Origin of the sequence: Alkalicoccus urumqiensis, assembly GCF_002993335.1 — a bacterium.
GTDB classification, from domain to species: Bacteria; Bacillota; Bacilli; order Bacillales; family Salisediminibacteriaceae; genus Alkalicoccus; species Alkalicoccus urumqiensis.
In genome coordinates, this window is the sequence record NZ_PVNS01000001.1 from 169,854 (window position 1) to 186,286 (window position 16,433).

Below are 16,433 nucleotides of genomic sequence, written 5' to 3' on the forward strand. Positions count from 1 at the left end.
GGGATATACTGCTCAGCCATTCGATTTCAATCCACGCACCCGCATGGGGTGCGACGTGAGCTGGATAACGTCAAGCCGGCCGATGTGCATTTCAATCCACGCACCCGCATGGGGTGCGACGCCACCGGCATTGACACGGAATGACTTCATTTATATTTCAATCCACGCACCCGCATGGGGTGCGACGGAATCTAAGTTTTTTAACGCCAATCCTGACGGATTTCAATCCACGCACCCGCATGGGGTGCGACGGTAAGCGATGATGGCCTCCTCTATCGACTCCTATTTCAATCCACGCACCCGCATGGGGTGCGACTTCAGCGCCTTACGCTCTTCTAAGAGACGCAGGGGATTTCAATCCACGCACCCGCATGGGGTGCGACAAACACCGAAAACCTAACCAGCACAGGTGACAATATTTCAATCCACGCACCCGCATGGGGTGCGACTACTAATTTTAATTGCTTTATTGTTTCTCAGTGTATTTCAATCCACGCACCCGCATGGGGTGCGACATTCTCCTGAAACAGACAAAATTAAAGAACTCTTATTTCAATCCACGCACCCGCATGGGGTGCGACAAGTTGGCGACCTGGTGTACGTACAACGTTGCGAAATTTCAATCCACGCACCCGCATGGGGTGCGACCCGTGCCAGCCTTCCATGTTATCAAAGTAACACGATTTCAATCCACGCACCCGCATGGGGTGCGACGAGTTTGGCGCGCCTGGTTGCTGCGGAAGAATAATTTCAATCCACGCACCCGCATGGGGTGCGACGCTGTAGTCGATCATCAGCAGCCTCCTAATATTTCAATCCACGCACCCGCATGGGGTGCGACCTTGAGCCTTACGACTTGCTCGGGCCACTTCATTCTATTTCAATCCACGCACCCGCATGGGGTGCGACTCTAGGGGCGGACATTTTCGTTTCAATGCACATATTTCAATCCACGCACCCGCATGGGGTGCGACCAGGCAGAGCGTGTTTAACCAGCTGCGGCGAATATTTCAATCCACGCACCCGCATGGGGTGCGACGTATGTTAGTTCAATTTTTAGTGTTTGGGGAAATATTTCAATCCACGCACCCGCATGGGGTGCGACAATATGGGGGCGCTGGATAAAGGCATCAAAGAAATTTCAATCCACGCACCCGCATGGGGTGCGACTCATTTACTCGTTCACACACAAAATGGGATTAAAAAGATTTCAATCCACGCACCCGCATGGGGTGCGACACAGCGTGCAATTTTTAGACACCAAAGGCAGCCAATTTCAATCCACGCACCCGCATGGGGTGCGACTCTCGGACTTCTGGTGATACCACTTGGGTTGTAATTTCAATCCACGCACCCGCATGGGGTGCGACAGAGGGCTAAAAGAGGTGGGCTGGGTTCAAGGAAATTTCAATCCACGCACCCGCATGGGGTGCGACAGATAGACAAACCAAAAAAGGAGAGGGTAATGATATTTCAATCCACGCACCCGCATGGGGTGCGACCAGGAACAGTCATGTCGTCAATGATGCTCTTTTGGTATTTCAATCCACGCACCCGCATGGGGTGCGACTATGAGGCATCAGATCAAGTAAGCGCGATTGCAATTTCAATCCACGCACCCGCATGGGGTGCGACGCGCGAATCTATGAGTATTGGGCAAGGCATGGCATTTCAATCCACGCACCCGCATGGGGTGCGACGCCATTCGGGCGAGTGTTTATACGTAGGCAAGTCATTTCAATCCACGCACCCGCATGGGGTGCGACGCGCCGATAGGGACGAATAGAGCGCAGTATATATATTTCAATCCACGCACCCGCATGGGGTGCGACTGCGCTGCAGGTGCGGGCTTTCCTTAACCCAATCATTTCAATCCACGCACCCGCATGGGGTGCGACCAACAAAAATTATGATCCAATTATCGTCAACGAAATTTCAATCCACGCACCCGCATGGGGTGCGACGCGAAACGATTGCTTCAAAATGTCATTATCAACAATTTCAATCCACGCACCCGCATGGGGTGCGACTATCCTGTATTTCCTTAATAATCGGGTCTGACGATTTCAATCCACGCACCCGCATGGGGTGCGACCCAGTGGAGTGACAGATCACAAAGCATAAAGGAGATTTCAATCCACGCACCCGCATGGGGTGCGACGGCGAAAAGAAGGTCGTTGGTTTTATTTTTATAAACCAATCGAGAATCTTTTCACCACTTCGGAACTAATATGAACAATTGTCCCGAGCCTGAATATAGTTATTTCAACTCATTAATCGGTATTTTTCTATGTGCGAATACCTTGGAGCTTTCATGATCACTTGGGGTTCGCACAGCATCAAAATAATAAAGGATCCTGCATATCCAGACCTTTTGTGACTCCTACGTGTTCTACTTTTGTTTTGTAGTTGTTCCCGAGGCGGTAAAAGCGCAGGCTGTCTTTCTCTTCGGAGATAAGTGCAGTCAATTCATGCTTTAATGCCGTGTACTGTGCCTGATCGATATAGCATTCAAACACCGAGTGCTGGACGCGCTGTCCATATTTTTCGCAGTGCTTTGCTACTTTTCTTAATCTTTTCTGCCCGCCAAGGTCGGAGGTTACTACATCGTATGTGATCAATACTAACATGCCTTCACCTACTTCCAGAAAAATGGCGGATACGCATCCAGATCGCCCCGTATATACCTCGCAAGCAGAAGCGACTGTGCATGTGGTACCAGGCCCCAGCTGATTTTTTCTTTTAAAAATGGGTGGGTAATCTGTTCCTGTTTCTTTTCCTGCCAGGCTTTCAGCACTTTTTTCCGTCCATCTTCCGTGAGCAGTACCGCATGATTCTCTTTCTCTTTAAAGTCTGCACTTGTCACCATCTTTCGGTTTACAAGAGATAGAACGAAGCGGTCTGCAAAACAGGAACGCAGCTCTTCCATGACGTCCAGTGCTAAGGATATTCTTCCGGGACGGTCCTGATGGAAAAAACCAACGTACGCATCCAGTCCCACCCCTTCCAAAGCTGCAGCTGTGTCGTTTGCGAGCAGCGTGTAACAGAAGGAAAGCAGGGCATTCATATTGTCTTCCGGCGGTCTGCGGGACCGTCGCTTATAAAAGAAGGACTCTTTCTGCTGAAGAATGAGGTGGTCGAAAGCATGCAGGTAGTCTCTTGCTGCCTGGCCTTCGATTCCACGCATCGATTCCATATTGGCTGATGCGTAAATTTCTTTTGCATACATCGTCATTTTTTCTGAAGCCGACTCCAGCGCCTTTTCATCAACCCGCAACCGATGGTCACGAAGCGTCCGCTCGATTACCCATTTACTGTTCTGAATTTTTGCTGTCAGCATATTCCGGCTGATTTTCATTGATTCTTCTTCCTGCTCGGATATGGCGTACTGCTGCTTTCTCAGAACGACGTTCCCTCTGCTTTTTCCTGTGACCCTGGCTAGAAACCTTCCCGTCATCGTCATGAAAACGATCGAAATATTACGTTCTGCGCAGTAGCCCATGAGCGCGGGACTGGCTCCTGTATAGCCGAATGCCACAATTGATTCCAGATTATGAAGAGGCAGTTTCCCGAGTTTCTCTCCTTCTTTCTTTAAAACGACCGTTTCTCCTTCCAGCATCAGATAGACATCCGGCTGATTGACATAAAGTGTATTCAATAGGCGCTTCATCAAGAAAGATTCCTTTCTATATATGATTCGGCCGTTTCTGTCTTCATTAGTTTCGGCAGACACTCATTCCGCAGAGAACATGCCCTGCAGTGCGGTCCTGTTCTCACTGTCGGTGTATGACGCCGTTTGAACATAGCATGCATTTCATCGATCACTGTCTTTACCTGACTTCGTAAAGCCTGATCGATCTGGATATGTTCCCGGCGCTTAGGCTCTGCGTAATAAAAACTGGCTTCCTCAATATCAGCAGCGAACATTTCCTCGAGACATAAGACCTGCGCTGCCAGCTGGACTTCATCCACCGCTTCCCGCTTCGGCTTTCCCCGCTTGTATTCGACTGGCCTTATGCGGAACGTCCCTTCCAGCTTCGGAATATAAACCCCTTCTTTGTCTTCTGAAAATTCGACAATGTCACAGACACCGGTGATCTGAAATTCATGAGATTTAACAGGCAGCGCTCTGACGGTATAAAGGGAAGAGCGCTTTTCACGGATGAATGGATCATCCGCACGTTCATGAAGGTGCTTTCCCTGGACCGTCAGCACGTTTTCTGTCCAGAGTTGTTCAATGTGTATGAGTGCCCACTGCCTCCTGCAGAAGAAATAATGCTGCAGGCCGGAAATCATCAAGTAATCTTCTTCGTTATATTCCATGAAGAATCTCTGGGGTTAATCCGTCCAGTTCATCTGCCTCTAAGGTGTAATCTTCAAATGATTTCGGTTCCTCGGTACTGCTGTCCAGATCAACTGATTTATGCACTTTAGCTGCGGAGTACTGGCCCATTTTGGACTCATGCTCCCACCAGAAGACGCGGTCCACTTCCATACTGCCCTCCGGTCTCGCTGAAGAACTGTCATTTTCAAATAAGGTCCGGAGTGCTTCTTTTAACTGCTGGGCATCTTCATACGTAAAGCCGGTTTTCTCTGCAAGCTGCACGTTGATGCTTCCCTGGAATACATAGGTTCCGAAATCGACGCGGTGTTTCATCCCCATCGTGTCCGATCCCCGCTCCTTGCCGGATTCTGAATTGACGCTTTTGGTAATCTGCGTGCTGACGATGTCCACAGGATGGACTGAAACAGCAGGATGAACAGATACAGGGCCGCGGACACCGACGGAAACACCATCGCCTTTTCCTTTTCCTTTATAAGCAAAAACCTGACCGAAGGCTCTCACGTCGTACCATTCCTGACAGGCGATATCGGCAAATTCATCGCTGGAACGGCTTTTGGATTTCAAAATATCATTCAGTTCCGGGTGTGCTTCTGCTCTGGCTTTCAGGCTGTCAAAATCATCCGTTCTGCGGTCATTCGACTGCACAAAAATAGATTCTCCCATATCCAGCAGGCGGTTGCGGATTTTCCGCTTGATTGCGACATCGGATACTTCTCCAAAGCCATCGTAGTTCTGACGCGGACGGTTTCCATTTAACGGGTCCCCATTTGGATTGGCTTTGTACACAGAAAAAACTACCTTGAAATCAATTTTTCGGTCCAGTGCTGTCATTATGCATCCTCTCCTTTTTCTTCTGTTTGGTCGTTTGTATTTTTGTTATACAGTTCATGCCGCTGGCTGTAAAAGCCCAGCAGATATTTCCCAGAAAGCGGTTTGTTGGTGAAATCCTCCGGCGTCATTTTTGAGCCGATTTCATCCATCAGGCGCTGCAGGTCACCAGCTTTCCGACCCAGTTTTGCCTGGTAGGGCTGAATACTTTCCTGAATGGTTTTCCATGTACGCTCCGGGTGCTTGGAAAATGAATTCATATACCGGACCGCATTGGTTGCGCGGTTTTCGTCTCTGCTGAGCGCCCGCTTCTCCAGCACATCTGCAACAGCCAGCAGTCTTCCAAATAAATAATCCCTTGATGTATTTTCTGTATCTACACTCACATCTTGTCCCTCCTTTATATTAATAAATGCACATGCCGTAGAAAGTACTTTCTCCCACTCCCACTTTTCCATGGAAACAGGACTTGAAGCCCGGTGGAACAAGTTTGAAACGATGTCTTTTGGTACAGGAGCTTTTTCTGTCACACAGGGAAGGAGCCGGTTAATCATTTCTTTAATCACTTTGTCATCTGCATGCCTTCCGTACACTGCTTTGGCAATATCATAATGGGAGGGCGCACCCCAATAATACTGCCGCTGTTCCTGTTCATTTTTATACGAATGCATCCAGGCGCATGCCCCATGCCATTCGGCAATGCGGTCTACAAGCGCTCCCACTTCCATTACTTGATAATAAAGAACAGCAAGCCGGCCGGGAGTGGCCGCATCCAGTACGAGAATATTTACCCGCTCTGCTGCATCCAGATCGTTTTTCCATCCGTTCATTGCCTTCACAAACTTTTCGGCATAATCTTCTTTCGTAAATGGAGTTCCTGGTGCATCCGCTTCTTCTGGGAAAAGATCTCTTGCTGAGGACAGCGGATTCGGCGGCTCCTGCCGTCCGGGAACCCAAACAATAAACGAACGGCCATCATAGGTTTTTCCCTGGCGGCGGATGAGCCATTTCAGTGCGTTATGCATCTTTTGAGAGGCATCAAAGCTGATCCCCGCTGCTTCACCAGCTTCTGAAAAGCGGCCTCTGAACGTAAAACCAGACGTATCATTGGTCGAAATTAATTTTGCTTTATCTGCCGCATTCCGGATTTTGTTGGCATGACGCTCTGTCTTAGGAAGAGTTTCCCCGGTGACAAAGCAGATATCTTCTGCCATCAATTTCGTCTCGTAATAATCCGCAAACGAATCGAACATTTCTTTGTCTTTCCATAACTGCTTTTTGTTTTCCGGGTAATGGACGTCAAACCGCACAAATGCAGCACTCTGCCCCCCTGGCGATACTTTGAAAATATCCGGTTTCTCTTTCGCCTCTCCCTTCCATTTCTCCAGAAGCTTTCCTTCTTCATCCTGATGGAGGATCTTTTCCTTGAATAAATCCTGAATCAGCTGTCGTTTGGAAATATAGGCGGTTACAGCCTGAAGCTTTTCGTTTTTCTGATCCCAGGAGCTCCACTCCTGAAGCTGCTCATAGTACTTCTCAAACTGCTCGGCTTTGGAAGCCTCTCCATACAGCGTATAATCTCCAGCACAGTAACTCAGCTTATCATGTATCGGATACGGCGCTACCAGCTTTCCTGAACGGCTCGCGGAGGCTTCTGTTGTCGGAATCGTAGTGTTCGCCTGTTCGGAATCAATAACGACAGCGGAATGAAAATCCCCCTCCGGCGTGACTGCCAGCTCAATGTGTGCGTTCTGTGTCGTATGTGCAACCGGCAGAAGTGTATATTCCTGCCCATTCCGGCGGACGTTCACGTCGCCGATATCACTCAGATGCTTTTCGTATGTTTCATACAGCTGCTCCATCCAGCTCATATCTTCACCCCCTTCACTCGTCTTCCACCAGACGGACGTTGGATTCGTCGAATCGCTTCGGCTCCATCTCTTTTACTTTCCTGACAATCGTGCATTCCTCAGGATGGATAAAGTCAATAACTCCCTGTTTCATTACCGGGCGCCAGAGACGGACATCCAGCTGGTCTTTCCCTGTTTCATCCGGATAGCTCAGGCCGTGCACCATCGTTCCAAAGTGAAGTTCTTCATTATGATCATACGCCCCGTCACCGCTTCCAAACGTGCATGGCTCTACATACGCCTGACATTCCCGCGCACCGAGAAACACATCCCGGCGCCCTCCTGCCTTCACGGCCCGGGTCATCATATTGTGATGCTTGTGCTCGTTCCGGTCGTGCGCCAGATCTTTCCGGTGCGGATTAAAGACAAAGTGGGCCTGCACTTGATATTCCACGTCTTTTAAGTATGTGTAGTTGGCAAGGGTATTGCCGCCGTGATATTCGATCGGCCGGATTCCTTTTGACTCCATCCGGATCGGTTTCATGATCCGTACTTTATCCACCACGATCATGATCGTCGGTTTCCAGTAGATCGATTCCACCATCCCCTTCAGTGCCTGATACGTCGGTACCTGATAGGTAAGTTTTTCTCCCCCCAGCTTTGTTAATGGATCCGTGAATAAGGCATAATCGCCGTACACTGTAAATTCAACCGCATTGCGCATCGTACCCCTCCCTGCAGATTAATATCCAATAAAATCGAGTTCGCCGGCGCCGTCCATAGTCAGCCCGGTTTCTTCAGCATAAAAGCCTTCTTTTAATACATAATAATCTCCATCCGCTGCCGCTTCTACCGCCTCCAGTTCCACCAGTCGCTTCCATTCCCCGTGAAATACATTGACTGCATAATGCTGTAGTTCTCTCAGGAGTTTTTCCATTTCCCGTAACGATGTGCCGGCAGCAAGCTCAGCAATGATCGTTTCTCCTTTTCCGTGTGGCACGATAACACTTTTCGTATTGCTTTCGATTACTTCAAATGCTTTGGCTGCCGTTTTCATCGAATAAGATAATACAAACGGCGGCTCTTCTTTATGACGCTCCTTCCAGCTCACATAGTATGGGTGATGGTTGAGAATCGTGAATAATATCTCCGTCATATTTTTTGTCTCGTTCGGCATGCGGTAATTCAGCTGGCTTTCGTGCTGCTGGTAATAGTTCATGAAAAAGGTCGTCATGGCTTTCTCGGAGAGCAGGTCATGCTGGAAATAGCCAGGCTGCTTTTTGAAATCAATCAGCATCTTTCTCGTTATTTCCGCTCCTGCCTTCATTTCCGGAAGGCGCTGGAGGTTTTCTTCTTCATGATGGATCATATACGTCGGTTTTACCTCTGATTTCCCGTGACGGTTGCACCGCCCCGCCGCCTGCGCAATGGAATCCATCCCGGCTAGAGAGCGGATGACACAGGAGAAATCGACATCCACTCCTGCTTCAATCAACTGGGTGCTGACACAGATAACCGGTTCATCTGCTTCCAGCCTGCTGCGTATTGTCCCCAGTTTTTCTTTCCGGTGCGCCGGACACATCGCAGTACTTAAATGAAAAACTTCTTCACCCTCTTCTTTCAGCCTATCGACAAGACGGCGCACGACACTTTTCGTATTTAAAATCACCAGAATACTTTTGTGTTCGGACTGAAGGCTGTTTACCATCCCGGCGAGGTCTTCTGTATTCATTTGCTTGTCTGTTGCTTCATCGATTAGTTCCACGCGCTTAAAAGGAAGCAGCTTTTCTGGAGAGCGGTCGATCATTTCCCCGTCGATCGTCAACCGGATTTTTTCTGTCAGCCGGTCAAGTGCCGGTTGTGTTGCCGTACAGAGCAGAATAGAAGTCTTGGCCCGGTCCCTGAGAAACTGAACGCTCTGATTAAATAAGGTAGTGCAGGAGAGAGGTATTTTCTGCACTTCATCAAAAATAACGACCGCATTACTGAGGTTGTGAGCCCGTCTCGCATTTTTGGAACCATAGCTGTAAAAGGCATTTAAATACTGCACCATCGTTGTAAAAACAACCGGAATGTCCCAATTATCTTTTGCCAGGTTCATTTTCTGACGCCGGTGGAATGCTCCCCAGTCATCGGCTTCCGATTCTTCCTCCCCCTGCGCGACATTCGAATGATGCTCCAGCAGTTCGCCCTCCGCCTGCAGAACATGCCGGATTTCCGCTGCATTCTGCTCAATAATCGTTGTAAAGGGAACGACATAAATAATTCGGTCTTTCTTATACTTTTTTGCATGATGAAGCGCGTAACGCAGACTGGCAAGTGTTTTTCCACCGCCGGTAGGAATAGACAATGTGTAAATACCAGACGGTTTTTCAGCATACTTCCGGCACGCTTCTGCCATGTCTGAACGGGCCTGATTCACCGACGAGTACTCACCGCCTGCAAAAGAGTCATAGCGCGACTCCAGATTGTTCAGAAACCGCTCCACCGGAAGTGTATAGGAGGGATCTGTCGTTTCTGCCTCTTCAAAATCTCTCGTATTCGTCCGGTCGGCATCAATCACTGCGCTGAAAATCATGCGAGCGGCAAGCGACAGCCATTCTCCTCTTTTTTCAGGTCCGGCAGCGGTCATCAGCTCCTGTATCTCTTCCACTGCTTCGATGCAGTAGCGAACAAATGCATCCTCCGGCATCACTTCTCCAAAGAAACGTTCTTTGCAGGCTTCATATTCCGGAAGCTCTTTTTCCCTCACTCTCTTCCAAAAAGGACTGTCTATATCCGGAGACACATAATCATGAAGATAGCCATGGTGGGAAATAACGGCATTTGCTGTGAGTTCCGCAGTAACAAGAGGAATTCCATTCTGCTCTGCATGCAGCACATCCATGATCAACCGCCCACCGTACGTCGCGTGATCCACACTTCCGCGCTTTGGAGGCCGGTCCGGATTCGCAATCGCTTCTCTTAAATACGTTTGAAAAGCAGTGGTATACTTTCCCATGTCGTGTACCAGTGCAGCCAGTCCGGCTGTTTTCGATAGAGCCATATTGGACAGGTATCCTTCCGCCAGCTGACAGCACTCTTTCAAATGATCAGACACCAACTGTTCTGCTTCATCTGCTTCCCGGACGTGTGCAATATAGTCCATATTTTCCTCCTATGTAAAATCGGTTGTAGTACTATATTCGATGCTCATGAAAAAAATCCTTCTTTAAAGGAGATTTATTTACTTTTTTGTGTTTTTTTGCCTATACAGTTATGAAACAAGTCCCGATATTCAGTTTCTTTACTTTATGTAATACTTGCTTCGAAGTGTTCGGCAGGGACGGCGGTGTGTTTGTTCTCCGCTTCAAGAAGCAAGGCTCCGCGCGGCCGCGCCGCATGACAGAAGATCGCTGCCCTGGAACGGAGAAGCACCAGCAGCAGAAAAACACCACGGTATTTCATAAACGATTGAACTATCCAATTCCAGCCACAGCTGCACAGAACAGCATTCCCATTTACTCCACCTCCGTCCATAAAAAGAAACAGCCTCCCTTCTTAAAAAGGAGACTGCTTCGATCTATATATCTTTCACGCGGGTTCTTCTCTCCGCTCCACGGCGGCCGCTGTTTCTTTCTTCTCTTTTTCCATCAGCCGCAGGCTGTTGGCGGTGACGAGGAGTGTGGCGCCCATGTCGGCGATGATGGCGATCCAGAGGGTGAGCCATCCCGGCACGATCAGGAGGAGCGCCACGGCTTTTAAGCCGAGGGAGAAGATGATGTTCTGTTTGATGATCCAGCCGGCTTTGCGGCTGAGACGGATCAGGTAGGGAAGCTTGTCCAGGTCATCGGCCATGAGCGCAATGTCTGCCGTTTCAATCGCTGTATCGGTTCCGGCGCCGCCCATGGCGATGCCGAGATCCGAGGCGGCGAGTGCCGGGGCATCGTTCATACCGTCGCCGACCATGCCGGTGTGCGGCTGCCGGCGCACGGCGGTAAGCTTCTCCTCCGGCAGCAGGCCGGCGGCGGTTTTTGTGACGCCGAGCCGCATTCCGACGGCCGCCGCGGTCCGCTCATTGTCGCCGGTGAGCATCATCGACGTGATGCCGAGACCAGTCAGCTCCCGAAGCACCTGTTTCGATGACGTGCGGACCGTGTCCGCAAGCGCGGCGTAAGCCGTCACGACGCCGTCCACAGCCAGCAGCATCACCGTTTCCCCATTGCGCTCCCGTTCTTCGATCTCTTCCCGGAGCGGATCGGTTTCCCCGAGCAGCCAGGCCGGACTTCCTGCCTGTATTCGCTTCCCGTCCAGCACGGCTTCCACGCCGCGGCCGGTGACGGACTGGAACGATTCCACAGCTTCTCTGGAAAACGCGGCGCCTTCTTCCTTGGCACGGCGTACAATGGCCGCTGCCAGCGGGTGCTGCGAGCTGCTCTCCACCGCGGCAAGGTACGAAAGCATCTCCTCCCGGCTGCCGTTCACCGCGACAACATCCGTCACTTCCGGCGTCCCGTGCGTGAGCGTTCCCGTTTTATCAAAGGCGAGTGTCCGCAGACGTCCGGCCGCTTCGAGGTACGCGCCGCCCTTGATCAGCACGCCGTTTTTCGCCGCGCTTCCAATCGCCGTGACGACCGCTACCGGCGTCGAGACGACGAGCGCACACGGACAGCCGACGACGAGGGTCGCAAGTCCAAGATAAATCCACTCTTCCCACGACGCACCTGCTGCAAGCGGCGGCACCGTCATAACGAGGGCGGCCAGCACGATAATCGCCGGCGTATACCACGCCGCAAACCGGTCGATAAACTGCTGCGACGGCGCCCGTTCCGCCTGCGCCTCTTCGACGAGGTGAATGATGCCCGCAAGCGTCGTATCCTCGACGCGCCGCGTCACCGTCACCTCCAGCACGCCCTCTTCATTCAGCGTCCCGGCAAACACATCATCGCCCTTCTCCTTCAGCACCGGCATACTTTCCCCGGTCACTGCCGCCTGATTGAGCGTCGAGCGGCCGTGGAAAACGACGCCGTCCACCGCGAGCTTCTCTCCCGGGCGCACGAGCAGAAGATCCCCGGGCTCCACGTCCTCTGCCGGGACGATCTCCTCGTTTCCGTCTCGCAGCCGGCGTGCGGTTTTCGGTGCGATATCGAGCAGCGAAGCAATCGACCGGCGTGCTTTGTCCATCGAGAACTGCTCGAGCAGTTCACTCAGTGCAAATAAGAGAACGACGACCGCGCCTTCGGTCCATTCCCCGATCAGCACCGCGCCGGTCACGGCAATCGTCATTAACGTGTTCATATCGAAGGTCAGCTTCCGCAGATTGCGGAGGCCTTTCCGCAGCAGCGTCCAGCCTCCTGTGAGCATGACAGCGCCGTAGAGAACTTCCACGTAAGGGAGCTGTATACCGTGATCGAGAAAGAGAGCCGCGATAAACAGGACAACCGCTGTATACAGACGCCAGCTTCCTTTCTGTTTCCAGAACGAGACCGGCTGGGGAGCGTCGTTTTCCCGCCGGAGGGTGAGTCCGTCGAAGGCGCCTTCCTTCTCGACCTGTTCCATGGAGGCCGTGCCGTGGACGGTGATTTTGGCGGCGCCGAAGTTGATGGATGCGTCGGTGACACCTTCCAGGTGCCGGACGTTCTGTTCGAACGTCTTCGCGCAGTCCATTCAGGTGAAGCCCTGCACGCGGTAGGTGGTGACGGGCTGATCAGTCATGCGGGACACCTTCTTTCGTATGGGCGAGTGCGGTGAGGATGAGCTGCCGGATGTGATCGTCGTCGAGGGAGTAGAAGGCGAGCTTGCCTTCCTTCCGGTACGTGACGATGTCCTGCTTGTAGAGCGTGCGCAGGTGGTGGGACGTCGTCGCGGTGCTCGCGTGTAGAATGTTGGCGAGGTCGCAGACGCACAGCTCCTCGTAATGGGCGAGCGCATAAGCAATGGAGGCCCGCTTCTCGTCGGCGAGCGCTTTAAACAGCCGCACCGGTGCGGATAGATTCTCTTCGGCGAGGAGCTCTTTCGCTCCGTTCACATGCTCCTCGTTGTAGCAGTACACGTCGCACGTTTCGATCTCTTTCGGCATGGTGCTTCCCCCTCTATGGATGGTTCATTCAAATGATTGTTTGATTGTATTGTAGCATGCAGGGAGATGTTATTCAAACGATTGTTTGAAGGTTCTAAGTCAATTGTTGGGGTATCGGTGAAGCACCGATGCCCTTATCCTACTTGAAAGTGCGTATGTTTATATTGGTGGTGCAGTAAAATACGTAACCGGAAACGATCGTACCGCTGAAAGCCAAAGGCATTTCGCTTGATCACTTTCGTCTGGTTATTCAACCCTTCAATTGGTCCATTCGTGTAGCCGAAGGTGAAGCTGTTCAGAATTTCGCTCTCCCAGTTCCGGAACGTCGTCAGGGCGTCCTGAAAGTCCGGCATCTCCGATGCTTCTACCTGGGCATAGAAGCTCCATAGCTCTTCCTTGACGCTGCGTCCGTCTTCGCTGCCGATCTCCTTCGCACGCTGAAACCAGGCGTGAAACGCTTCTTTCAGTTGATGCGCCTGCCTGAGTTCTTCAGACAGGGACAGGTACCGGTCCAGGTACCAGCGCTGCTTTTCCGACAGCTGTTCAAACGGGAGATGAAACACATGCCTCATCCGCTTGCACTTCTTCCGGTCATAGTCATGAAATTCCTGCTGTACCCGCCGCCGGACCCGGTCCAGCGCCCAGTAAATCGAACGGCAGAAATGAAACCGGTCCGCCACGATGACGGGATTTCCTATGGCCTGCTGAACCGCGGACTTGAACGAGGAGCTCATGTCCATGACCACTACCTGTACCGCCTGACCCTTCTGCTGAAGGTAGTGGCGAACCGTGCGGGAGGTCCGGTCCGGCAGGATATCGAGCGGCTCGCCCGTCACTCCATCCGCCAGGATGACCTGGTATTTCCCCTTGTTCGTATCGCCCTTGTATTCATCGATCGAAAGGACCGGCGGAAGTTCCTCGACCTCCTGAAGCATCGATGCGGAGAGCGTATCGAACCGTCTCATCGCCGTCGTCGGGGACGTGTGGAACTGCCCGGCGCTGTCGGTGAAGTTTTTCCCTTGAATGATCCGCAGGCCAAGCGCCTGATTCCATTCCCGGCTGTGCCGCTGGTATCGGTTCACAAAGGTATTGGATTCGGCGAACCGTTTCCCACAGGAACAGACATACCGCCGACGGCGGTAAAACAAGACGGTCGGCCGTTCCCACATTTTAAGATGCTGGATTTTCTGATAGCGGTAATCGTGAACTCGATTCGTGCGGCTGAAACACTCCGGACAGCGGTGCGGTTTCCGCCGCAGCTCCACATGCAGGTGCAGCGCCCCTTCCACCATTTCCGATTTGGTACAGATCGCTTCTTCTAACCCTGGTAAATCCATGCTAAACTGAGCAGTGAGCACGCAGATCTCTCCTTTACTTGTTTCTCGACAACTCAAGTATAAAGGATAGAGGGGTCTGCGTGCTTTTTCGTTGAATTGTTTTTCTACCCCAACATATATTTTAGAGCCTGTTTGAATGAAAAGTTATAGAAAAACCGGACAGGAAACCTGTCCGGCAGATCGTACTATCGTCAATTTCGAAAACGCGGGATGGGAAGAATGCGGCGCAGCTTTTCCCAGCGCGAGGATGCCGCGGCTTCTTCGCCGTAGATATGGAACGTCTGCTTGCCGAGCATTTTTGCTTCATAGAGCGCCTCATCCGATTCCTGATAGAGCGTGTCCTCTGTTTTCCCCGGCGCGTAGACGGAAGCACCGATGCTTACAGTCACGTACACCTGCACCTGATCAAGCACAATCGGCTCCTCCATCGCAGCCAGAATGCGCCGGCATACGGCTTTGCCTTCCGTGCTCCCGGCCCCCGGCACGAGCACATGAAACTCATCGCCGCCCATGCGCGCCACCGTATCGCTGTCCCGGACACTTCTCGTAATACGCTTTGCCATGATGCGGATCACTTCATCACCGGCCGCGTGTCCGTACGTGTCATTGATCGTTTTAAAGTTATCGCAGTCGAGCATAAGAAGCGAAAATTCCTGCACCGTCCGGCTGCTTCTCGCCATCTCTTTTTCCATCAGGCGGCGGAACCGGCGCCGGTTGGCAAGACCCGTCAATTCATCATGCATCGCAAGCGAGCGGAGGTTTTCCTCGGTTTCCTTCATCATCGAAATATCCCGGCTGATAAAAATGAGCTTCGGTGTCTCCGCTTCTTCACAGACCGGCGTAATCGTTGTGCTGACCCAGTTCGACGCACCGCCTTTATGAAACAGCCGGTGCTCCACCTGTACCGAGACCCCCTGCTCCAGTGCATACGCAGCACGTTCCTCCACCGCAGCCATATCTTCCTTATCAATAAAGGTTAAGTACGACTTTCCCTGGAAAAACGACGCTTCCATACCGGTCAGCCTTTCGTGGGCCGGCGATGCATAATTAATTTTCCCATCAGCACCGGTAATACGGATGACGTCCTGGGTGTAGTCCGCAATGAGGCGGAACGTTTCTTCATTCTGTTGAAGCTCCCGGTAATGATTGTACAGCGGGGTAACGTCTTTATATAACGCAAGAAGAAGCCCGGTCTCTTCCTGATAAGGGGCATAGGATAAGAAAACGCGCCGGATGCTGCCGTCCTTTGCAGTGCACGAAGCCAGCCGTCCGGTGCTCTGGTTCATCGGCAGCACACCGGTGTGAAATCCGTCCATGCCGGTGCCGAGAAGTGCGTTTTCCGCCTGACCCGCACTCTCTTCTGCACTCCAGCCGAACGTCTTTGTAAATACAGAGTTGATACGCTGGATCGCCCCGGAGCTGTCCAGTACAGCTGCCGCATCCGGCAGGACAGAAAAAGAATCCGCCGGCGTGACCGGCTTCAATGTCAGCATCCATTCTGCTTCCCCTACCGGAACTGTTTTGACAGACAGACGCTGCCCTTCAAAAACCACATCCGCTGTACAGGCCTTGTCCGCAAGACAGACTTCCACCGCTTCCGCTCCGCTTCCAAAAATATCTGCCATCGTGCGGCCCGTTAAAATGCGGCCGGAGAAAAATGCCTCCGCGGCGTTGTTTGCTGCACTGCACATGATACCTGAAGATGTCTTTTCCATAATCAACAGCCGTTCCCCAAGTGTTGAAAACACCCTTCGGAACAATGATTCTGTGTCTACATGCGCAGTCATCCCGCTGCCTCCTTCTCACCCGTTTCTGTTCTCTATCATAGCACAAAAGTCAGGCTGGAAAGGACAGAATTCGACATAGCAGAGGGGTATTTTCTCCTTTGATTCTTTCGGTTCAGTTCTTTAGTTTTAATTTGCAGTTATTGATACAGGACTGCCGTCGCTCCTGGTTTATGAATGGAAAAACGGTGGAAAAACTATTTCAACAATGATGCACGTTCTCTCTTATCT

At 51.6% G+C, this 16,433-nt stretch carries 11 protein-coding genes and 1 CRISPR repeat array (1 of these 12 only partly in view); all 11 genes read right to left on the reverse strand.

Annotated features, from left to right (window positions below):
• Positions 1 to 2,161: direct repeats of the CRISPR family, unit length 32 nt; unit sequence ATTTCAATCCACGCACCCGCATGGGGTGCGAC (it extends 962 nt beyond the left edge of the window).
• 178 nt (positions 2,162 to 2,339) lie between these two features.
• A complete protein-coding gene (gene cas2, locus C6I21_RS00690; RefSeq protein WP_105957504.1) occupies positions 2,340 to 2,630 on the reverse strand; it encodes a CRISPR-associated endonuclease Cas2 in 291 nt (96 codons plus the stop codon).
• Positions 2,631 to 2,638: 8 nt separating this feature from the next.
• The gene (cas1c, locus tag C6I21_RS00695; RefSeq protein ID WP_105957505.1) at positions 2,639 to 3,670 is read right to left on the reverse strand and encodes a type I-C CRISPR-associated endonuclease Cas1c; all 1,032 of its coding nucleotides are present in this window, start codon (positions 3,668 to 3,670) and stop codon (positions 2,639 to 2,641) included.
• A complete protein-coding gene (gene cas4, locus C6I21_RS00700) occupies positions 3,670 to 4,323 on the reverse strand; it encodes a CRISPR-associated protein Cas4 (protein ID WP_105957506.1) in 654 nt (217 codons plus the stop codon). Before cas4 ends, cas1c begins: the two co-directional genes overlap by 1 nt.
• Entirely contained in the window at positions 4,313 to 5,176 is an 864-nt protein-coding gene (gene cas7c, locus C6I21_RS00705) for a type I-C CRISPR-associated protein Cas7/Csd2 (RefSeq protein ID WP_105957507.1), read from the reverse strand. The genes cas4 and cas7c overlap by 11 nt, the downstream gene beginning before the upstream one ends.
• On the reverse strand, positions 5,176 to 7,044 hold the full coding sequence (cas8c, locus tag C6I21_RS00710; protein ID WP_105957508.1) for a type I-C CRISPR-associated protein Cas8c/Csd1: 1,869 nt from the start codon (positions 7,042 to 7,044) through the stop codon (positions 5,176 to 5,178). Before cas8c ends, cas7c begins: the two co-directional genes overlap by 1 nt.
• Positions 7,045 to 7,057: 13 nt before the next feature.
• Complete coding sequence (gene cas5c, locus C6I21_RS00715; protein WP_105957509.1) at positions 7,058 to 7,747, reverse strand: type I-C CRISPR-associated protein Cas5c; 690 nt, start codon at positions 7,745 to 7,747, stop codon at positions 7,058 to 7,060.
• An 18-nt stretch (positions 7,748 to 7,765) separates the two neighbouring features.
• The gene (locus C6I21_RS00720) at positions 7,766 to 10,171 is read right to left on the reverse strand and encodes a CRISPR-associated helicase/endonuclease Cas3 (protein WP_105957510.1); all 2,406 of its coding nucleotides are present in this window, start codon (positions 10,169 to 10,171) and stop codon (positions 7,766 to 7,768) included.
• 425 nt (positions 10,172 to 10,596) lie between these two features.
• Positions 10,597 to 12,717 carry a heavy metal translocating P-type ATPase gene (locus C6I21_RS00730; protein ID WP_245411498.1) on the reverse strand — a complete coding sequence of 707 codons (2,121 nt, stop codon included), beginning with the start codon at positions 12,715 to 12,717 and terminating at the stop codon, positions 10,597 to 10,599.
• Positions 12,710 to 13,081 (reverse strand): ArsR/SmtB family transcription factor, encoded by a 372-nt coding sequence (locus C6I21_RS00735; RefSeq protein ID WP_105957512.1) that lies wholly within the window; start codon positions 13,079 to 13,081, stop codon positions 12,710 to 12,712. The genes C6I21_RS00730 and C6I21_RS00735 overlap by 8 nt, the downstream gene beginning before the upstream one ends.
• 134 nt (positions 13,082 to 13,215) lie before the next feature.
• Entirely contained in the window at positions 13,216 to 14,418 is a 1,203-nt protein-coding gene (locus tag C6I21_RS00740; RefSeq protein WP_105957694.1) for an ISL3 family transposase, read from the reverse strand.
• 191 nt (positions 14,419 to 14,609) lie between these two features.
• Positions 14,610 to 16,205 carry a diguanylate cyclase domain-containing protein gene (locus C6I21_RS00745; RefSeq protein ID WP_105957513.1) on the reverse strand — a complete coding sequence of 532 codons (1,596 nt, stop codon included), beginning with the start codon at positions 16,203 to 16,205 and terminating at the stop codon, positions 14,610 to 14,612.
• Positions 16,206 to 16,433 lie beyond the last annotated feature (228 nt).

Bases quoted from the DNA above. Each gene is read 5' to 3' on its own strand.
- cas2 (WP_105957504.1), bottom strand. From the start codon at position 2,630: ATGTTAGTATTGATCACATACGATGTAGTAACCTCCGACCTTGGCGGG.
- cas1c (WP_105957505.1), bottom strand. From the start codon at position 3,670: ATGAAGCGCCTATTGAATACACTTTATGTCAATCAGCCGGATGTCTAT.
- cas4 (WP_105957506.1), bottom strand. From the start codon at position 4,323: ATGGAATATAACGAAGAAGATTACTTGATGATTTCCGGCCTGCAGCAT.
- cas7c (WP_105957507.1), bottom strand. From the start codon at position 5,176: ATGACAGCACTGGACCGAAAAATTGATTTCAAGGTAGTTTTTTCTGTG.
- cas8c (WP_105957508.1), bottom strand. From the start codon at position 7,044: ATGAGCTGGATGGAGCAGCTGTATGAAACATACGAAAAGCATCTGAGT.
- cas5c (WP_105957509.1), bottom strand. From the start codon at position 7,747: ATGCGCAATGCGGTTGAATTTACAGTGTACGGCGATTATGCCTTATTC.
- C6I21_RS00720 (WP_105957510.1), bottom strand. From the start codon at position 10,171: ATGGACTATATTGCACACGTCCGGGAAGCAGATGAAGCAGAACAGTTG.
- C6I21_RS00735 (WP_105957512.1), bottom strand. From the start codon at position 13,081: ATGCCGAAAGAGATCGAAACGTGCGACGTGTACTGCTACAACGAGGAG.
- C6I21_RS00740 (WP_105957694.1), bottom strand. From the start codon at position 14,418: ATGGATTTACCAGGGTTAGAAGAAGCGATCTGTACCAAATCGGAAATG.
- C6I21_RS00745 (WP_105957513.1), bottom strand. From the start codon at position 16,205: ATGACTGCGCATGTAGACACAGAATCATTGTTCCGAAGGGTGTTTTCA.